This window comes from Streptomyces sp. ST2-7A, assembly GCF_021390475.1.
Taxonomy (GTDB): Bacteria; Actinomycetota; Actinomycetes; order Streptomycetales; family Streptomycetaceae; genus Streptomyces.
Map to the genome: position 1 here is coordinate 34,026 of NZ_JAJUWS010000006.1, position 17,639 is coordinate 51,664.

Annotated in this window: 17 protein-coding genes; 8 read left to right on the plus strand and 9 right to left on the minus strand. The window is 71.1% G+C overall.

The window, feature by feature from the left end; translation table 11 throughout:
• The first annotated feature begins 81 nt into the window (after positions 1–81).
• Positions 82–1,620 carry a polysaccharide lyase family 1 protein gene (locus LZF96_RS05355; protein ID WP_233866161.1) on the plus strand — a complete coding sequence of 513 codons (1,539 nt, stop codon included), beginning with the start codon at positions 82–84 and terminating at the stop codon, positions 1,618–1,620.
• A 174-nt stretch (positions 1,621–1,794) separates the two neighbouring features.
• On the opposite strand, the gene LZF96_RS05360 is transcribed toward LZF96_RS05355, so the two are convergent.
• The 3 genes from LZF96_RS05360 to LZF96_RS05370 all read right to left on the minus strand — a co-directional run bounded on the left by LZF96_RS05360 (position 1,795) and on the right by LZF96_RS05370 (position 4,801).
• Complete coding sequence (locus tag LZF96_RS05360; RefSeq protein ID WP_233866164.1) at positions 1,795–2,925, minus strand: polysaccharide deacetylase family protein; 1,131 nt, start codon at positions 2,923–2,925, stop codon at positions 1,795–1,797.
• A gap of 133 nt (positions 2,926–3,058) precedes the next feature.
• Entirely contained in the window at positions 3,059–3,517 is a 459-nt protein-coding gene (locus LZF96_RS05365; RefSeq protein ID WP_233866167.1) for an Rrf2 family transcriptional regulator, read from the minus strand.
• 51 nt (positions 3,518–3,568) lie between these two features.
• Positions 3,569–4,801 (minus strand): acyl-CoA dehydrogenase, encoded by a 1,233-nt coding sequence (locus LZF96_RS05370; RefSeq protein WP_233866170.1) that lies wholly within the window; start codon positions 4,799–4,801, stop codon positions 3,569–3,571.
• Between the two features lie 729 nt (positions 4,802–5,530).
• Between LZF96_RS05370 and LZF96_RS05375 the strand changes: the two genes are divergently transcribed.
• The 5 genes from LZF96_RS05375 (at position 5,531) to LZF96_RS05395 (ending at position 9,921) form a co-directional block, all read left to right on the plus strand.
• On the plus strand, positions 5,531–6,682 hold the full coding sequence (locus LZF96_RS05375) for an ABC transporter substrate-binding protein (protein ID WP_233866172.1): 1,152 nt from the start codon (positions 5,531–5,533) through the stop codon (positions 6,680–6,682).
• A gap of 29 nt (positions 6,683–6,711) precedes the next feature.
• On the plus strand, positions 6,712–7,503 hold the full coding sequence (locus LZF96_RS05380; RefSeq protein ID WP_233866174.1) for an ABC transporter ATP-binding protein: 792 nt from the start codon (positions 6,712–6,714) through the stop codon (positions 7,501–7,503).
• Positions 7,490–8,419 carry an ABC transporter permease gene (locus tag LZF96_RS05385; protein WP_233866176.1) on the plus strand — a complete coding sequence of 310 codons (930 nt, stop codon included), beginning with the start codon at positions 7,490–7,492 and terminating at the stop codon, positions 8,417–8,419. Before LZF96_RS05380 ends, LZF96_RS05385 begins: the two co-directional genes overlap by 14 nt.
• A 447-nt stretch (positions 8,420–8,866) precedes the next feature.
• Positions 8,867–9,445: a TetR/AcrR family transcriptional regulator gene (locus tag LZF96_RS05390; RefSeq protein WP_233866178.1), complete on the plus strand. Its 579-nt coding sequence runs from the start codon at positions 8,867–8,869 to the stop codon at positions 9,443–9,445.
• On the plus strand, positions 9,442–9,921 hold the full coding sequence (locus LZF96_RS05395) for a small multi-drug export protein (RefSeq protein ID WP_233866180.1): 480 nt from the start codon (positions 9,442–9,444) through the stop codon (positions 9,919–9,921). The genes LZF96_RS05390 and LZF96_RS05395 overlap by 4 nt, the downstream gene beginning before the upstream one ends.
• A gap of 50 nt (positions 9,922–9,971) precedes the next feature.
• Here LZF96_RS05395 and LZF96_RS05400 read toward each other — a convergent pair whose 3' ends face one another.
• Together LZF96_RS05400 and LZF96_RS05405 are read right to left on the minus strand one after the other, a co-directional pair.
• Positions 9,972–10,238: an HU family DNA-binding protein gene (locus LZF96_RS05400; RefSeq protein ID WP_233866182.1), complete on the minus strand. Its 267-nt coding sequence runs from the start codon at positions 10,236–10,238 to the stop codon at positions 9,972–9,974.
• Positions 10,239–10,393: 155 nt separating this feature from the next.
• Positions 10,394–11,239 (minus strand): hypothetical protein, encoded by an 846-nt coding sequence (locus LZF96_RS05405; protein WP_233866185.1) that lies wholly within the window; start codon positions 11,237–11,239, stop codon positions 10,394–10,396.
• Between the two features lie 161 nt (positions 11,240–11,400).
• Here LZF96_RS05405 and LZF96_RS05410 point away from each other — a divergent pair, with 161 nt between their 5' ends.
• Together LZF96_RS05410 and LZF96_RS05415 are read left to right on the plus strand one after the other, a co-directional pair.
• Positions 11,401–11,679, plus strand: a complete 279-nt coding sequence (locus tag LZF96_RS05410; RefSeq protein WP_233866187.1) for a hypothetical protein — start codon at positions 11,401–11,403, stop codon at positions 11,677–11,679.
• 123 nt (positions 11,680–11,802) lie between these two features.
• Positions 11,803–12,651 carry a DUF1206 domain-containing protein gene (locus LZF96_RS05415; protein ID WP_308294150.1) on the plus strand — a complete coding sequence of 283 codons (849 nt, stop codon included), beginning with the start codon at positions 11,803–11,805 and terminating at the stop codon, positions 12,649–12,651.
• A 23-nt stretch (positions 12,652–12,674) separates the two neighbouring features.
• Here the strand turns inward: LZF96_RS05415 and LZF96_RS05420 are convergent, their stop codons facing one another.
• The 4 genes from LZF96_RS05420 to LZF96_RS05435 form a co-directional block, all read right to left on the minus strand.
• Positions 12,675–13,916 carry a cation:proton antiporter gene (locus LZF96_RS05420; protein WP_233866190.1) on the minus strand — a complete coding sequence of 414 codons (1,242 nt, stop codon included), beginning with the start codon at positions 13,914–13,916 and terminating at the stop codon, positions 12,675–12,677.
• 128 nt (positions 13,917–14,044) lie between these two features.
• Positions 14,045–14,488 carry a response regulator gene (locus LZF96_RS05425; protein WP_233866193.1) on the minus strand — a complete coding sequence of 148 codons (444 nt, stop codon included), beginning with the start codon at positions 14,486–14,488 and terminating at the stop codon, positions 14,045–14,047.
• Positions 14,485–16,083 (minus strand): CHASE3 domain-containing protein, encoded by a 1,599-nt coding sequence (locus tag LZF96_RS05430; RefSeq protein WP_233866563.1) that lies wholly within the window; start codon positions 16,081–16,083, stop codon positions 14,485–14,487. The genes LZF96_RS05425 and LZF96_RS05430 overlap by 4 nt, the downstream gene beginning before the upstream one ends.
• A gap of 149 nt (positions 16,084–16,232) precedes the next feature.
• Entirely contained in the window at positions 16,233–17,438 is a 1,206-nt protein-coding gene (locus LZF96_RS05435; RefSeq protein ID WP_233866566.1) for a PP2C family protein-serine/threonine phosphatase, read from the minus strand.
• Between the last annotated feature and the right edge of the window lie 201 nt (positions 17,439–17,639).

Consider the following 17,639-nt stretch of genomic DNA (forward strand, 5'->3'; position numbering starts at 1 on the left):
CGGCGGCCCCGACGGCCCGCCGAACCGGGCACGTCGCCCGGCGCGGAGGCGCCCGGCCGGAGAACACGAGAGAAGGCAGGAATGAAACGTTCGATAGCGCTGCGGCTCGGTGCCGTACTGACCACGGCGGCGATCGCGGCCGGCACCGGCGTGGTCATGTCGACCACCTCGGCGACGGCGGCGACCGGTACCGCCACCGGCTACGCCTCCCAGAACGGCGGGACCACCGGCGGTGCCGGCGGCCAGGTCGTGCGGGCCACGACGGGTACCGCGATCCACTCGGCCCTGTGCAACCGGGCCAGCAGCAGCACCCCGATCATCATCGAGGTCCAGGGGACCATCAACCACGGCAACACCAGCAAGGTGTCGGGCAACAGCTGCAACACCGCCGACGACGTGATCGAGCTCAAGCAGATCAGCAACGTCACGATCGTCGGGGTCGGCAGCGGGGCCGTCTTCGACCAGCTGGGCATCCATGTCCGTGAGGCCAGCAACATCATCATCCAGAACGTGACCGTCCGGAACGTCAAGAAGTCGGGCTCCCCCACCTCCAACGGCGGTGACGCCATCGGCATGGAGAACAACGTCCGCAACGTCTGGGTCGACCATGTGACCCTGGAGGCGTCGGGTGGCGAGTCGGAGGGCTTCGACGGCCTCTTCGACCTGAAGAACAACACCCAGTACGTGACGCTGTCCTACAGCATCCTGCGCAACTCGGGCCGCGGTGGCCTGGTCGGCTCGAGCGAGAGCGACCGCTCGAACAGCTTCATCACGTACCACCACAACCTGTTCCAGAACCTGGACTCCCGCGCTCCCCTGATGCGCGGTGGGGTGGCCCACGTCTACAACAACCACTACGTGAACATCCGCGAATCGGGCATCAACTCCCGGGCCGGTGCCCGGGTACGGGTGGACAACAACTACTTCCAGACCTCCAAGGACGTGCTGGGCACCTTCTACACCAGTGAGGCCGGTTCCTGGCACACCAACGGGAACATCCTCGACAGAGTGACCTGGTCCTCCCCCGGCAGCCAGACCAACCCCGCCGGACCCGGCATGCAGTCCACCACCAGTGTGAGCATCCCCTACTCCCACCGCCTGGACGGGGCCAACTGCGTGCCGGACCTCGTGAGCCGGTTGGCGGGCGCCAACAAGGGTGTGCAGTTCTCGAACGGCAGCTGCTCGCCGACCACTCCGCCGCCGACCACTCCGCCGCCCACCACCCCGCCGCCCACGAACCCGCCGAGCGGCAGCAACCTGAGCCTCGCCTCGAACGCCGACGCGGATGGCTCCAGCAAGGCCTCCGGAACGAGCTACGGCAACGTGCGGGACAACAGCATGAGTACCCACTGGTCGCCCTCCGGTTCGACCGGGGCCGTCTCGATCAAGTGGGGTTCCGCCACCGCGGTCTCACGGATCAACATCCGGGAGGCGGCGGGTTCCGAGGGCAACATCAGGTCCTGGAGGGTGATCAACCACGACACCGGTGCCGTCCTGGCCTCGGGTAACACCACGGGGACCATCACCTTCCCCCGGACCACGCTGCGCAAGATCACCTTCGAGATCACCTCCTCGAACGGCACCCCGAGGATCGCCGAGTACGAGACCTACGCCGGCTGACGGCACTTGCCCCGTCGTCCGACCGCTGCCCGGCGTTCCCCGAACGCCGGGCAGCGACGACACCCGGGCGTCGTGGGGCACGCCCCGGATCTCTTCCGGGGGCGTTCCCCATGACGGGTGACGGGTGACGGGGCGCGGGGGACCGTACGACCCCCCGAGGTCTCCCGCCCGCGATCAGTAGGGGTGGGCGCGGTCACGGTGCGCGTCGGCGAGACGATCCGCGTACTCCTCGGGAAAGGCGATGGTCTCCGCGTCCCCGTCCGAGGTGTAGCGGTCGAGGCCGCCGTCCCCCAGACGGTCCAACCAACGGGAGGAGCCGTGCTCGGCGTCCTCGTCCTCCGGGCCGGCCGAGCGGACCCGCGGGATGACGCCGGCATCGAAGGAGTCGGCGAACGGCGAGGGGGCCGGGTTGGCGCCCACCAGGTAGACCCCGTCGTGGCGGTAGGCGTGGCCGTCGCTCTCGCCCTCCACGGCGAGCGCGGCGTTCGACGGCATCACCCCGAAGGGCAGTGCCAGTGAGGTGACCTCGGTCCCCGGCACCAACTCGGCGATGGCCACGGCGTTGGCCGCGATCTCCCGCCGCACCTCGCCGTCCCCCACCTGTCCGAGATTCGGGTGGCCGAGGGTGTGGTTGCCGATCTCGAACCCGTGATCCGTCAGCCACTCGAGGGCTTTCCCGGCACCGGTCGCGGAGAAGGGGTTGTCGTTGACGAAGAAGGTGGCCGTCGGTCGGAAACCGGGGTGACGCTCCGCGACCTCCAGCAGGATGCCGACGGCGCTGTCCGGGGTCGGCTCCCCGTCCTCGTCGAGGGCGAACTGGCTGTCGGTGGAGTCGTCGAAGGTCAGGACGACCGGATGGGTCCCGGCCGGGATGTCGATCTCGCCGCGGCTGTACTCCCCGGCGGTCACCGGGACGTAATTCTCCTCGGCGAGACGTTCGAGTTCCGCCCGGAAGTCGTCGGGGGTGCGGTCGTAGACGCTGCGCGGGTCCTCGACCAACTGGTGGTACATCAGCACGGGCACCACGCCCAGTTCGTTCGCCTCCACCGCCGCGGGGTCCGGCACGGTGTCGGTTTCGTCGGCGGAACCGGAGTCGGAATCGGCCCCGCCGGACGGGACGGACCCCGCCGTTTCCTCCGCCGTGGGCGGGGGCCCTCCGCCGAAGCCCTCCGCCCCGCTCCCGGAGGCGGAACAGGCGGTGGCCAGGGTGATCGCGGTGAGCACCGTCAGGGACGGGGCGAGGCGGCTTCCCCGCTCGATGGCCCGGGGACGGGAGGTGCCGGCAGGGCTGGAACGAAAACTCATGGCGGGCTGTTCGCCCCTCCTCTCACGGATCCCGGTGCGGCGGACGGTGTTTCCCTCCGGCCACGCTACCCCCCGACGCCGCGGCCCCCGGGGTCCTCCCCCCGGCGCGTCCCCGCTTCCGTCGGCGGACGGCTCAGGGGTTGTCCCAGGCCCCGGGGTCGTCGGCGAGTCCGGCGACCTCCGGCGGCAGGGCGCCCGAGACGATGTCCGCCAGCGTCACCCCCTCGAGGATCTCGCGGACGTTGGCGCGCAGGGCGATCCACAGAGGAAGGAGGGGCCGGGCGGGCCCCTCGTAGGAGAGTTCCGGGGGGCGCACACCCCGCACCGAGACCAGTGGGCCGTCCACGACGCGGATGATGTCGGCCACGGTGATCTCCTCGGCGGGCCGGGCCAGGCGGTATCCACCGTTGCCACCGCGTTGGCTGATGACCAGACCGCCCCGGCGCATGTCGTTGAGGATGCCCTCCAGGAATTTGTGCGGGATGTCCCGGGCCCCGGCGATCGTCTCGGCCTTGACCAACTCGTCCTGCCCGGTCGCGGCGAGATGCAGTGCGGCCCGCACCGCGTAGTCGACCCGGGCGGAGATTCGCATGGGAGAAGTATCCCGTACCGAGCCCGTGGGTGCCGAGGTGGTCCGGGGGTGTCAGCCGGGGGCGGTGGTCACGCCCCGGGACGGGTAGAGGAAATGACTGCCGATGTCCCTGAACCGACGGGCGCTGGAGCCTCGCCCGACCAGTACCCGGGCATTGCGCCAGTGGCGGTCGAGTCCGGGGGTGTCGGCCAGTTCCAGGACTCGTGCGGTGATGCGGGGCACCGCCTCGGCGACGACGGCCTCGGTGGTCACCACGAGCACGGCGGTTTCCGCCCGGTCCGCCGCGGTCAGCCGTCGGCCACGGCGGAGCGCGGCCCCCATGGCGGTACCGGCCCGATCGGCGACCGTCGAGGCGACGTGCAGGGAGGTCGCGAGTTCACCCCAGGTGTGCAGGAGGTCGGCCTCGTCTGCGGATTCGCCGACGAGGTCGTCGTCGGAGGTGTCGAGAGGGTGGACCCGATGGCCGGCCAGGATCGCGTCCCGGGCCTCGGCGAGGGCTCCCTCGGCGGTGCCCAGTGCCACCTGGACCAGCATCAGTCCGGTGGCGAGCGGGGCGAGGGCAGTGGACGGCGCCCTGCGGTACTCGTCCCCCTCCACCACACCCAGCAAGGCCTCCGGGCCGAGCAGGACGTCCTGGAAATCGACCAGTCCGGCGCCCCCGGCACGCTGCCCGGTTCGTTCGTGCTCCGGCAGCGGGTCGGTCTCGACCCCTTCTGCATCGGGATCGACCAGCACGACCCGCGTGTCCCCGGTGGCGGAGCACACGGCCCCGAGGACCAGTCGATCCGCCACCGGGACGCCGGTGGAGAGCCGACGGCGACCGTTGAGGACGTACCCTCCCCGGAACGGCGTGATGGTGAGACCACCGTGGCGTGCCCGGGCCGACTCCGCGACGGGGCCGGCTCCGAGGTCGCCGGCCAGCAGCCACGTCCGGTCCCCGGGGCGGGTGCCGGACGCGAAGTCGCGTTCCGGGGCTTCGAGGAAGTGGCAGGCTCGGGACAACACGTGGTGCCGGGCGAGCAGTTCGGCGACCGAGCTGTCCGCCGCCGCGACCGTGCGCACCACGGCGCCGGCGTCCTCCCAGGACGTGCCGTGTTCGGCGCCGGGAGGGACGGTGAGCGCCGTGAGAAGGCCGGATTCGCGCAGCCGGGCCGTTTCCTCGAAGGGTGGGACACCGGCCCGATCCCTCTCGACCGCGTCCAGCGCGAGGTCATCGGCGAGGTCACGGACGATTCGCTCCCGTGGCCCGGCCCCGGAGGCCGGGGAGTGAAGGAGATCGGTCATCGCGACAAGCCCTCTCGGTGGTGGGTTTCCCACCGTCCGGAGCGGGAGCCGCCGGGGAAGACGGTCCCGATCTCCACCGTGTCCCGCGTTCCGTCCACGACACCCCATTTTCCCGATCTTCCCTATGAGATTGATGGGAATAGTGGCCCACCGCGCCCTCCGGGCACAAGGGATGTCCGATGGCTGGACACAGGAACGGACAGGAGGCTCTTTTTCCGTGCCGCAGGCGTCCACATGTCGGCATGTGGACGCCTCGTTCCCGCGACCCGCCCCCAGGCGGGATTTCATCTCATATACCAAGACATTTTTTCTTGCCATATGAACATTGATGGACAGTCCGGTACCGCCGTGCCACGGTTCCGGACATGTCCCGAGCCGGAACTTCCCTGGTCGGTCGAGCTCACAGCGACCTCGACCGCGTCCACAGCTCCGCCTGTACGCCACGCTGAACACCGTTTCTTCGAGCTCCTCGAGTTCACCCGCCGGTCCGCCCCGTCCGTCGACGGTGGTGGGACCGGCGGCTCGCCGACCCTCTCTCCTCCGGCCGTGCCCCGCGAACCGGTGCGCTCCCCTGGCCGGGATCACCGTCCCACCATGCGGTCACGAGGGATGACCCCGCACGTCCGTGATCGTCGTCCCGCCGGGCCGCCCGGAACAGGGGACACGGCACCCCACTCCCGCCGCTCGGCCCCCACCGACCGGCTCCCACCCATCGGAAGGTTTCCCCACATGTCCGCGTTCCGTCGTTCCCGCCCCCGTCGCCGTCCGGCGCCCCGTTCCTCCGGCGGGATCGCGACCCTCGGCGCCGCTCTGCTGGCCGGGGCGCTCGCCGCCTGCGGCTACGGCTCCGAGAGCCCCACCGGTTCCTCGACGGACAACACCGCCTCCCCCGCCGGGAAGGGTGGGGCGCTCTCCGCCGATGAGGTCTCCATCGGTTACTTCGCCAACATCACGCACGGCACCGCCCTGGTGGGCCTGGCCGAGGACGGCCCGATCCGTGCGGAGCTGGCGGGCACCTCTCTCAAGACGCAGGTGTTCAACGCCGGACCCTCCGCGATCGAGGCGCTGAACGCCGGCGCGGTGGACATCACCTTCATAGGCCCCAACCCGGCCATCAACGGCTACGCGCAGTCGGGTGGCCGCAACCTGCGCATCGTCGCCGGCGCGGCCTCGGGAGGCGCCTCACTGGTGGTGAACCCCGACACCGTCGACGGGCCGGACGACCTGGAGGGCAAGCGCCTCGCCACCCCCCAGTTGGGCAACACCCAGGACGTGGCTCTGCTGAATTACCTGGACGGGCAGGGCTTCGAGGTGGACGGCGAGTCCGGGGTCGGGGACGTCACCATCCTGCGCATCGCGAACGCCGAGATCCCCCCGGCGTTCGAGAACGGCTCCATCGACGGCGCCTGGGTACCCGAGCCGACCGCGGCCAAGCTGGTCTCGCAGGGGGCCGTGACCGCGCTCGACGAGCGAGAACTCTGGGACGACGGTCGCTACGTGGTCACCCATGTCATCGCCTCGCAGGAGTTCCTGACCGACCATCCCGATGTCGTGGAGGCCGTGATCCGCGGAGTGGTGAGGTCCAATGCCCGGATCAACGAGAACCCCGAGGAGGCGAAGGAGATCATCAACTCCGCCCTCGAGGAACTCTCCGGCGCGGCGCTTCCCCCCGAGGTCCTGGACCCCGCCTTCGATCACGTCGAGTTCCTCGACGACCCGTTGGCCGAAACGTTGAGCGCCGGCGCCGACCATGCCGTGGCCGCCGGCCTGCTGGAGGAGACCGACCTCACCGGCATCTACGACCTGCGGCTGCTCAACAAGGTCCTGGCCGAGGAAGGGGAATCGGAGATCACCGACGACGCCGGTCTCGGAACCGAATGACCGCCCGCCGCCCCTCCGGAGACGCATTCATGACAACAGCCCCCACCACGACGCGCCTTCGCGGCGATACACTTCCTCCCGCGGTCGGCGTCGACGGTGTCTCGAAGTCCTTCGGCCCGCGCGGGGACCGGCAGCCCGCCCTGGACAATATCGACCTGACCGTGGCCCCCGGGGAGTTCGTCACCCTGCTGGGCGCCTCCGGATGCGGGAAGTCCACGCTGCTCAATCTGATCGCCGGGCTCGACGAGCCGTCCGCCGGGGAGATTCACCTATCCGGCGGACGTCCCGCCCTGATGTTCCAGGAACACGCCCTGCTCCCCTGGCTCACCGCCGGCCGGAACATCGATCTGGCCCTGAGGCTGCGCGGCGTCCCGGCGCCGGAACGGCGCACGGAGACCGAGCGGTTGCTGGACCTGGTCCGGCTCGGTGGCACCGGGGACAAGAGGATCCACGAGCTGTCCGGTGGGATGCGTCAGCGGGTGGCACTGGCGCGGGCCCTGGCACAGGACAGCCGCCTGCTGTTGATGGACGAGCCCTTCGCCGCGCTGGACGCCATCACCCGTGACGTGTTGCACGAGGAGCTCATCCGCGTCTGGTCCGCCACCGGCGTCTCGGTTCTCTTCGTCACTCACAACGTCCGCGAGGCGGTGCGCCTGGCCCAACGGGTGGTCCTCCTCTCCTCCCGCCCCGGCCGGGTCGTCCGGGAGTGGAAAATCCCCATCCCCCAGCCCCGGCGCATCGAGGACGCGGAGGTCTCCGCCCTCTCACTGACCATCACCGACCACCTGCGCAGGGAGATCCGCCGCCATGGCCACCACTGATCACCCCACCGACGCGGGGACCGGTACCGGAACCGACACCGGGACCACCGAAAAAGAACTCGCCGACCTGGAGGCCGGCCTCGACGCCCTGGAGACCCGCACCTCACCGGGGAAACCCCGATGGGGACATGTCCTGCGGACCAGGGCGGTGCCCCCGCTGGTCGCCGTCGCCCTGGTCCTGGCGGTGTGGCAGCTGGCATACCTCTCGGGGGTCAAGCCGGACTACGTGTTGCCGGGGCCATGGGACGTATGGCTCGAGATCGACACGATGTGGCGACGGGGCACCCTGTTGGACTTCGTGTGGACCAGCGTCTCGCGCGGCATCCTCGGTTTCGCCGTCGCCATCGCCATCGGCACACCGCTCGGCTTGCTCATCGCCCGCTTCGCCCCGGTGCGCGCCGCCATCGGCCCGATCGTCACCGGTCTGCAGTCCCTGCCCTCCATCGCCTGGGTTCCGGCGGCCATCATCTGGTTCGGGCTGAGCAACGGCACCATCTACGCCGTCATCCTGCTGGGGGCCGTGCCCTCGATCGCCAACGGCATCGTCGCGGGCGTGGATCAGATACCGCCGATCCACCTGAAGGTCGGTCGGGTGTTGGGGGCCCGTGGCTTCACCGCCGTGCGCCACATCCTGCTGCCCGCCGCGCTGCCCGGCTATCTCGCCGGCCTCAAACAGGGCTGGGCCTTCGCGTGGCGTTCGTTGATGGCGGCCGAACTCATCGTCCGCTCCCCCGACCTGGGCACCGGACTGGGCCAGCTCATGGAGAACCACCGCACCCTGTCCAACATGTCCGGGGTGTTGGCCTCGATCATCCTCATCCTGCTGGTCGGCGTGGCCATCGATCTCCTCCTCTTCACCCCCCTGGAACGACGGCTCCTGCGCAACCGCGGCCTGCTCACGCGCACCGCCGGATGAGTGGGCCACCACCTCCCCGCCCCCGGGTCGGGGAAGGGGGATGTCGGTCGGTACCGGGGCTCCGTCGGGGTCGGACCGCCCGGGATGACCGGGGCCCGACCATCCGCTCCATGGTCGATCGCCGGATGGACGACCTGGCGCCGGTCGCTCCGAGCGTCCCCGGGTGAGGTGCTCGCCACGGTCGCGAGTACACCCACCGTCCACGCCCACCACCGCGCCCCCCGCGCGCGACTCCGTGGTGGGCGTGACGACGTGGGGCCGGCTGTCGACCACCCCGCCTCCCGCTTCCACCGGCGGCGTTGCCGTGCCCCGGGGAGAACTCGATCGAATGATGGTACATTCGTACATGTACGTAGGTACATAAGGAGTGGCATGGGACGAGCGGAGGAACCGGCGCGGCCGTCACCCCGGCGTGCACGGGATCCCGAAGGGCGACGGACCGCCATCGTGGACGCCACGGTGTCGGTGATCGCCGAGCACGGTATCGGTAACACCACCCATCGGCTCATCGCCGCACGCGCCGGGGTGCCCCTGGGCTCGACCACCTATTACTTCCCCGCCCTGACCGACCTGGTGGACGCGGCCCTGAAGAAGGTGGCCGACGAGTGCCGGACCACCCTCACGGGCTGGGGTGAGGCACTTCGTGCCTCCCCGGACACCCCCGGACCGGTGATCGCGGACGCCGCCGCCGGTTATCTGGCGGACCGGGAACGGGCGATCGTCGAGTACGACCTCTATCTCGCTGCCGCCCGGGACGAACGGTTGCGCCCCCTGGTGGAGGCGTGGATCGGGGAGATGACCCGGGTGGTGGCGACGGTCTGCGACCGACGGACGGCGGGGGCGGTCACCGCCCTGGTCGACGGGGCTCTGATCCAGGCCCTGGTCACCGACCGACCGCTGGACGGCCGACTGCTGGCCGAGGCCGTCGACGGCCTCGCCCGGGGCCGTGTCGGCGGAACGGCGACGGCGGGCACACGGAACGACACACACACAGGGGAGCGGGAACGGTGGAGATCGGCGGATTGATCGGGGTTTTCCTCGGCGGGGCACTCCCCTGGCTGGAGGCGATCATCGTGATCCCGGCGGGGATCGTCGCGGGCCTCAATCCGGTGGCGGTGACCGTGGCCGGCCTGACCGGCAATCTGTTGACGGTCGCCCTGACCGCCTGGTACGGGGAGCGGCTGCGCCGCTGGTGGCTGGAGCGGCGGGCCCGGAAGGTCTCCTCCGCGCCGGCCGCCGAGGGGGAGCCCGCCCCCGCACCGACCTCCGACCGAGCCGCCGCGCGCCGGGAACGCATCCGCCGCATCCTGAACCGGTGGGGCATGCCGGGGCTGGCCGTGCTGGGGCCCCTGGGGATCGGCACCCAACTCTCCGCCGCCGTCGCGGTGTCGATGGGGGTCACCGCCCGGCGCGCCACCGTCTGGGTGGGGACGGCCACCCTGGTCTGGGGCATCCTGGCAGCGGGGCTGGCGCTCGGCGGGATGGACCTGTTCGCCTCCTGAGCGCCCGGCCCCGCGCGGGGTCCACGGCGGGCTCCACGCGTCCGGGCCGTTCAGCGGCGGGGCGCGGGCCCGTTCTCCAGGTACTCCACCAGGGCCGTGCCGGGGCGGAAGACCGCCTCGCGGTCATCGGCCTCGAAGGTGCCGAAGCCCAGCACCGTGACGGCCTCGCCGGATCGGATGACCTCGGCGATGGAGCCGGGGCGCTCGAGCGTGCCGAACAGCGCGTCGACGACCTGTGCCGTCTGCTCGGCCGAGAGCTCGGCCCCGTGGTCGGCGGCCTTGTCGAGGGTGCGTTCGACCAGTTCGGTCCTGTCCATGTCCCGTCCATCCGTCGTCGGGGGCCTGTACGGTCCGGGCCTGTGCGGGCCGGGCCCGGGCCTCCGGGCCCGGACCGTCATCGTGGCACCCCCCGGGGCGGCGCGCCTCCCGCGGTGGGCCGTCCCGGCGAACGGTGGAGCGGTCCCCTCCGGGGTCAGGTCCGGGGGTGGAGCACGGCGAAACGGCGCAGGGACTCCGTGAACGCGGCGAGGAAGTCCTCCCGAACCGGCTCGGGGACCCGATCCAGGGAGAGGTAGGGGTTGAGGTCCTCCAGTTCGACCAGGAGGAGTTCGCCATCCCGGGTGCGGCAGGCGTCGACCCGCTGGATGCCGTGCTCGAGGGTGTTCCAGTCGATGAACCGGCGGGCGAACCCCAGGTCGTCGTCGGTCGGCTCGTAGGGCCGCAGCTCCCAACGACGCTCCGGGTCGGGGGCGTACAGCGCGTAGCGGAAGACGCCGTCGAGGTGGAGGAAGGACACCTCGTACCGGAAGTCCACCAGCGGCTGGACCAGCTGCCCCTCCCCGATCGTCCCGGAGGGGTCCGCCAGTTCGGAGCGGTCGAGGACGCGCAGTCCGATGGAGTCCGCCCCCGTCTCCGGTTTGACGACGTACCGGCCGGCCGGGGGCAGGTGATCCGGGTCCGCCGGGTGTCGGACGGTGGGGATGACGGGGTACCCGGCCGCCGTCAGGAGCGGCAGGTAGCCCTTGCCGGTCATGTCACCACGACCGGTGAGCGGGTTGTACACCGGGACCCGGTGGGCGAGGGCGTGGCTGCGGAAGGCTTCGTACGCCTCCCGGTAGTGGATCACCGGGCCGCTGTTGCGGACGACGACGAGATCGAAGGCGTCCATGAGTGCGATGGCGTCCAACGGATGGCACAGGGCGACATCGAAGTCCTCCCGCAGGTGGGAGGTGAGCAGAATGTCCTCGTCGGCGTAACGGCGTCCGCGCGCCGGATAGGCGAGGTCGGTGACGAACAGGACCTTGGTGCGGGTGGTCATCGGGTGTTCTCCGGGAAGCGAGGACGGGCTTCGGCCCCACATTCCATCACCGTCCTCCATGAGGATCACCGGTACCCCGGAGGAGGCGGTACCCCGGCCTCCGGTGGACGGGGGTGGGGAGAACAGGGGGCGGTTCTCCCCGGGGCGGGCATCATCGGGGGATGAGAATTCGCTCCGTGGATCCCCGTGACACCACCCTGGAGCACGACGAGGCCCGCTACCGCGTGTATCCGTGGGACGCCGACAACAACGTCTCGGACGAGTACGAGATCTCCGGTGTGGATGTCGACGTCGTCCTGGAGTGCGCTCGACAGCGGGCCTCCACACGGGGTGGGGGGTACGCCGTGTACGTCCGGGTCGATCGCGAGGACGGGGTCGAGCTCATCCGCATCGCCGGAGCGGCCGGTGATCCCTTCGGCGACCGACCCGGGACCGGGTGAAGGGTTTCCGCTCGTTCGGCGGGGACGAAAGCGCTGCGGGTGTCGGGTCCCCGACGGTGCGTCGGGTTTTCCTCCGCGGGACGTGGGCAGTCGCCCGCCCGGACACCATCCCGGGGAGGGACCGTGAGCGGAACAGTCACCGAGCAGGGCCGGAAGGCCGCCGACGGCGCGGAACGGGCCGCCCACCGCGGGGCGCGCAGTCCGGTGTTCCGGGGCCTGGCCCGGGCCGGCCTGGTGGCGCAGGGGGTGATCCACGGCCTGGTGGGGGTGTTGGCGTTGCAGATCGCCTTCGGTTCCCGCGGAGAGCAGGCCGACCAGCAGGGGGCGTTGCAGGAACTCGTGGCGCAACCGTTCGGGTCCCTGCTGGTCTGGCTGGTGGGATGCGGGATGGCCGCGCTGGCCCTGTGGCGCCTCACCGAGGCGATCGTCGGCGTCACCGGTCCCGACGGGGAAAAGGTGGGCAAGCGGCTGGGGGCGGCGGCCGGGTGCGTGACGTGCGCCGTGATCTCCTTCTCCGCTCTGTCCTTCGCCGGTGGGGAGCGGAGCGGTGAATCGAGCGACGAGCGGTCCCGGGACATGACGGCCCGCGCCCTGGAGTTGCCCGGCGGTCCCTGGTGGGTGGGGATCGTCGGGGTGGGGGTGATCGCCGTCGGTGGATGGTTCGTGGTGCGGGCGGTAGGGACCAAGCACCGCAAGCGGCTGCGCCCGGACATGTCTCGAGGCGCCCGGCGTCTGGTGGACGTGCTGGCGGTGGGCGGCGGTACGGCACGGGGCTTGGTCTTCGCCACGGTGGGGTTCTTCGTGATTCGCGCGGCGGCGCGGTTCGATCCGGACGAGGCCAAGGGGTTGGACAACGCGCTGCGCTCACTCACGGAGGCCCCGGCCGGGCCGTGGATCCTGACGGCCGTGGCATTGGGACTGACGCTGTTCGGAGGGTTCGCGATCGCGATGGCCCGGTGGCAGCGGATGTGAGGACGACCCGGAGGACCGGGCGCTCAGGGTGAGCGCGGGCCCCGGGCCCCGGGCTCCGGCGAGCGCAGGGCCGCCCGTCGGTACAGCAGGACGCCGGGTGCCGTGGTGATGCCGTGGACCGCGGTACTGGCGACCACCACCAGGGTCCCGGCCCCCATGACCACCGGGTCGACACCCAGACGATGGGCCTCCGCGCACAGGTAGAACAGGGCGGAGACCCCCATCGGCCCGAACCACCCGAGGAAGACGGCGTCGCGCGGGCGCAGTCCCAATGGCCGGGCGAGCAGGAGGAGGATCGGCAGCCGGCGCAGCAGGAGCACCCCGACGACCAGTAGCAGGCCGTTCCCCCAACCGAGTTCGGCCCACTCCTCCCGGGGCAGCATCGCGCCGAGCATGACGAACAGCGGCAGGATGAGGAAGGTGTTCACCGTCTCGTCGATCCTGGCCTCCTCGGCGCGTTCGGCGGCGGGCCCGGTGGCGTTGAAAGCCAGTCCGGCCGCGAAGACGGCGAGCACGCCATTGAGGTGGAGCAGACCCGCCACCCCGAGGACGAACAGTGCGAGGAGGAGGGTGTAGACGAGGGCGGGCCCGGATTCGACCTCCCGACGGTGTTCGGCGACACGCAACAACCGGCCGCCCGCCACTCCCGTCAGCCCTCCGAGGAGGACCCCGCCGAGTACCTGCCACACGCTCTCCGCGACCGCCGCCGAGCCGCTCAGTGGTCCGGCGACGGCCACCGCCGCGAGCACCAGGGGTAGCGCCAGACCGTCGTTGGCGCCGGATTCGAGGGAGAGCAGTTGGCGGGTGCGCGCGGGAAGGCGGTGTTCGGTGAATTCTCCGGTGGCGACGCCCGAGGCGAGCACCGGGTCGGTGGGGCACAGGGCGGCACCGAGCAGGAAGGCGGCGGCCAGGCCGATGGTGGGAACGGCCACGGCCACCGCCGTGGTGCTCGCCGCCATCCCCACCATGGCCACGAGGACGAGGAGGGCCACCGTCCGGGCCCGGGCCCGGACCTCGCGGAAGGGATACCGCAGCGCCACCGCCATCACGGATACCGCCAGCAGGAGACGGGACGCCTCGTGCACCTCCTCGTGGGCTTCCACGACCGTGGGCGGATCGATGACCCCGGTGACCGCCGGTCCGAGAACGACACCGGTCAGCAGGGCGAGCAGCGGTGCGCTGAGCGGCACCCGCTGCAATCGCGCGGAAAGGATCGCCACGAGCACCGCGAGGGCCCCGACCGAGGCGAGGAGAACGTCCGGCATGCGGGGTGTGTGCCCCGGGACACGGACGCCCATGTGCTCCTCCGGGGACGGGCACCCGGATGGTCCCGACCACCGACCCCCGGGAGGAACCGGCGGTCGGTGGTCGGGCGGTGTGCCGGGGTGCCCGGTCAGTGGCGGCCGGGGAGTCGGACCACCTGGACGAAGAAGTCGTCGATCTGACGGACCGCGGCGATGAACTGGTCGAGGTCCACGGGCTTGGTGACGTAGGCGTTGGCGTGCAGCTTGTAGCTGCGCAGGATGTCCTCCTCCGCGGCGGAGGTGGTCAGCACCACCACGGGGATGTGGGCCAGATCGGCGTCGGACTTGATCTCCTGGAGTACCTGACGTCCGTCGTACTTGGGCAGGTTGAGGTCCAGGAGGATCAGATCCGGTCGGGGGGCGTCCGGGTGGTCACCGCGCCGGTAGAGGAAGTCGAGCGCCTCCTCCCCGTCGCGCACGACGTGGAGGGTGTTGCCGATCTTGTTGTCCTCGAATGCCTCGCGGGTCATGAGTTCGTCGCCCGGGTCGTCCTCCACGAGAAGGACGTCGATGGGTTCGGCGCTGGGTGTCACGAGGTGGTCCCTTCGGGGGCGGCGGGGGCGGCGGGGGCCGGGGCCGGGGCCGGGGCCGGGGCCGGGGCCGGGGCCGGGGCCGGGGCCGCGAGGATCCCGGGGTCCCCGGTCAGGGGCAGGGTGAACAGGAATCGGGTGCCGTCGGTGTACCCGGTGTCGATCCGGATCCTCCCACCGTGGTACTCGACGATCTTCTTGCACAGGGCGAGTCCGATGCCGGTACCGGAGTAGGAGTCCCGGCCGTGCAGGCGCTGGAAGATGACGAACACCTTTTCGGCGAACTTCTCCGGGATACCGATGCCGTTGTCGGTCACGGCCACCAGCAGGGAGGTACCGTCGTCATCGGTTTCGCAGGTGACGCGAATCTCCGGCGAGTGGTCGGGCCGACGGAACTTGACCGCGTTGCCGATCAGATTCTGCCACAGCATGACCAGCAGGGTCGGGTCACCGGGCAGGGTCGGCATCCGCTCGGGGCGTTCGATCCGTGCCCCGTTCTCCTCGATGGTTCCCGAGATGTTGGCCAGTGCCTTGTCCAGGGTCCGGTCGAGTTCGACGGCCGCGCGGGACTCGTTGAGCCGGCCGACCCGGGAGAAGGTCAGCAGGTCGTTGATGAGGACCTGCATCCGTTTGGCGCCGTCGACGGCGAACCCGATGTACTGGGCGCCCCGGTCGTCGAGTTTGTCCCCGTAGCGCTTCTCGAGCAACTGGCAGAAGGAAGCGACCTTGCGCAACGGTTCCTGCAGGTCGTGCGAGGCGACGTAGGCGAATTGCTCCAGTTCGGCGTTGGAGCGGCGCAATTCCACCGCCCGGGCGTCGAGGTCGGCGGCCTGACGCTCGAGGCGTTCGTGCTGCTCGCGGGAGGCCTCGAGTTCGGCGACGATGCGGCGGCGCATGCCCTCCACGTCCAACGCCATGGAGCGCAGGTCGGCGGGGCCCTCGGCGGGTATGTGCCGGTCGAACTCGCCCTGGGCCACCCGGCGGGACTCGGCCGCGAGGTGGGTGAGCGGGCGGATCACCAGGGTGCGCAACAGGATTGTCATGGCCACGGCGGTGAGGAAGAAGACGACGACCATGGCCAGCAGGACGACGTCGCGCAGGGCGCGGGTGCTCATCAGCTCGGCTCGACTGTCCTCGCGGGCGATGGTCAGCCGTTCGCCCTGCTCGTCGGTGAGGGTTCGCACCCGCTCGAAGGCGACCCTGCCGCGTTCGGCGGCCGCGTGGTCGAGGGTTTGCGGATTGCCCTCGACGACACCGTCGATCATCGGTTCGGCATGTTCGAGCCGCCACGCCTCGGCGGCCTCCTCGATGGCCCGCAGGTCCTCCACGAGGGCGGCGTGCCCTCCCACCAGTTCCCGGAGACCGGTGAGGGCTTCGCGTTCCTGCCGCAGGCCGGTGGTGTAGGGGTCGAGGAACTGTGGGTCGGCGGTGATCGCGTAGCCGCGGGCTCCGGTCTCCTGGTCCACCAGCGCGATCTGGAGGCGGTACGCCTCCGCCCGGGCCGGCTGGATGGTGTTGGAGAGATGATCGGACACCTCGGCCGTCCGGTTGAGGAGTTCCGCGCCGACGAGGGATCCCACCGCCACGATGATGCCCATGGATATCAGGACCAGGTGGAACCAGCCGCGAACGGTCACCCCCGAGCGTCGAGCGTCCTCCCGGGGCGTGGTGGACGCGTCCGCGGCCGTCTCCCCTCCCCCGTCGGGAGCCGGTGGGGAGATCTCCGGGTCCGTCGTCTTCGCCGTCGTCATGGTGTCGCGCTCGCCTTCCCGTTCCATCGCACGTGGACCACCGCCACGTCGTCCGCCAGTCCGCCGTGTTCCTCGGCCATGAACTCGGCACGGTCGATCACCGTGTCCACGAACGTCTCGGGTTCCAGCCGTGCGACACGGCGGGCCACCTCCAGCAGTCCTTCCTCCCCCAGACGCTCGCCGGCGGGGCCGATGCGTCCTTCGAACAGCCCGTCGGTGAAGAGCACCAACCCGGCGCCGGACGGGAGATCCATGTCGTGGACCGGCCAACCCGCCAGACCGGCCGGCAGGAGACCGAGGGCCGGGCCGCCGGGTGCCTCCATCCACTCGACCCGGTCCTCGTGCCGCACCAGCAGACCGGGGTGACCGGCCCGGATCACCCGGGCGCGGCGACGGTCGGGGGCCAGGGCCACGCTGGTGAGCGTGGCGAAGATCTGCTCGCCCACGCGCTCGGCGACCAGGATCTCCTCGAGGCTGTGGAGCTGCCGGGCGCCGGTGACGCCGGTGAGCACGAGGGTGCGCCAGGCGATGCGCAGCCCCACACCCAGGGCCGCCTCGTCCGGGCCGTGACCGGAGACGTCGCCGATGAGGACGTGGACGGTGCCGTCGGAGGTCTGCACGACGTCGTAGAAGTCACCGCCGAGCAGGGCCTGGGCCCGGCCGGGACGGTAGCGGGTGACCACGTCGACCTCCGCCGGTTCCCGCAGCAGCGGGGTGGGCAACAGCCCCCGTTCCAGCCGGGCGTTCTCCTCGGCACGCAACCGTCCGGCCTGCAGGGCGGCGGAGGCCTGTTCGGTCTGCTTGCGCTGGATGGCGTAGCGGACGGCGCGTCCCAGCAGCTCCGGCTCCACCCGGCCCTTGACGAGGTAGTCCTGGGCTCCGGCGGCGACGGCCGCGAGTCCGGTGTGCTCCTCCGCGACGCCGGTCAGGACGACCACGGCCACGCCACCGGCGATCTCCTGCACCATGGCGAGTGCCTCCAGCCCCTGCGCGTCGGGGAGGTGCAGGTCGAGCAGGACGCACTCGGGGAGTCCCCGGGCCAATTCCACCCGGGCCTCGGCGAGGGAACGCACCCAGGTCAGGTTCAGTCCGGGGGTGGTGTCGGCGACCAGTTCCTCCACCAGGAGGGCGTCACCGGGATCGTCCTCGATGAGCAGCACCGCGGGTTCGTCCCGGTCGCCGGCGGAGCCGGGGCGCGCCACCGGGAGCCCGAGGGTGTCGGTGGGGCCTTCGGGAAGAGGGACGTCACCGGCCACGACCGGCTTCCGGCCGGTGGCCGGGGGGAACGTCGCGGCTCCCTGTCGCTCGGAAAGCACCGGATCCCACCCTCCCCTGCCGCGCCCGCGGCTGATCAGTTGCAGTGTGACAACTGACGAACCATACTCCCGAACCCCGGTTCGCCA

Coding starts and splice junctions, on each gene's coding strand:
- LZF96_RS05360 (WP_233866164.1), bottom strand. CDS start 2,925: ATGAGTTTTCGTTCCAGCCCTGCCGGCACCTCCCGTCCCCGGGCCATC.
- LZF96_RS05400 (WP_233866182.1), bottom strand. CDS start 10,238: ATGGACAGGACCGAACTGGTCGAACGCACCCTCGACAAGGCCGCCGAC.
- LZF96_RS05420 (WP_233866190.1), bottom strand. CDS start 13,916: ATGCCGGACGTTCTCCTCGCCTCGGTCGGGGCCCTCGCGGTGCTCGTG.
- LZF96_RS05365 (WP_233866167.1), bottom strand. CDS start 3,517: ATGCGAATCTCCGCCCGGGTCGACTACGCGGTGCGGGCCGCACTGCAT.
- LZF96_RS05405 (WP_233866185.1), bottom strand. CDS start 11,239: ATGACCACCCGCACCAAGGTCCTGTTCGTCACCGACCTCGCCTATCCG.
- LZF96_RS05410 (WP_233866187.1), top strand. CDS start 11,401: ATGAGAATTCGCTCCGTGGATCCCCGTGACACCACCCTGGAGCACGAC.
- LZF96_RS05370 (WP_233866170.1), bottom strand. CDS start 4,801: ATGACCGATCTCCTTCACTCCCCGGCCTCCGGGGCCGGGCCACGGGAG.
- LZF96_RS05380 (WP_233866174.1), top strand. CDS start 6,712: ATGACAACAGCCCCCACCACGACGCGCCTTCGCGGCGATACACTTCCT.
- LZF96_RS05385 (WP_233866176.1), top strand. CDS start 7,490: ATGGCCACCACTGATCACCCCACCGACGCGGGGACCGGTACCGGAACC.
- LZF96_RS05375 (WP_233866172.1), top strand. CDS start 5,531: ATGTCCGCGTTCCGTCGTTCCCGCCCCCGTCGCCGTCCGGCGCCCCGT.
- LZF96_RS05355 (WP_233866161.1), top strand. CDS start 82: ATGAAACGTTCGATAGCGCTGCGGCTCGGTGCCGTACTGACCACGGCG.
- LZF96_RS05430 (WP_233866563.1), bottom strand. CDS start 16,083: ATGGGCATCATCGTGGCGGTGGGATCCCTCGTCGGCGCGGAACTCCTC.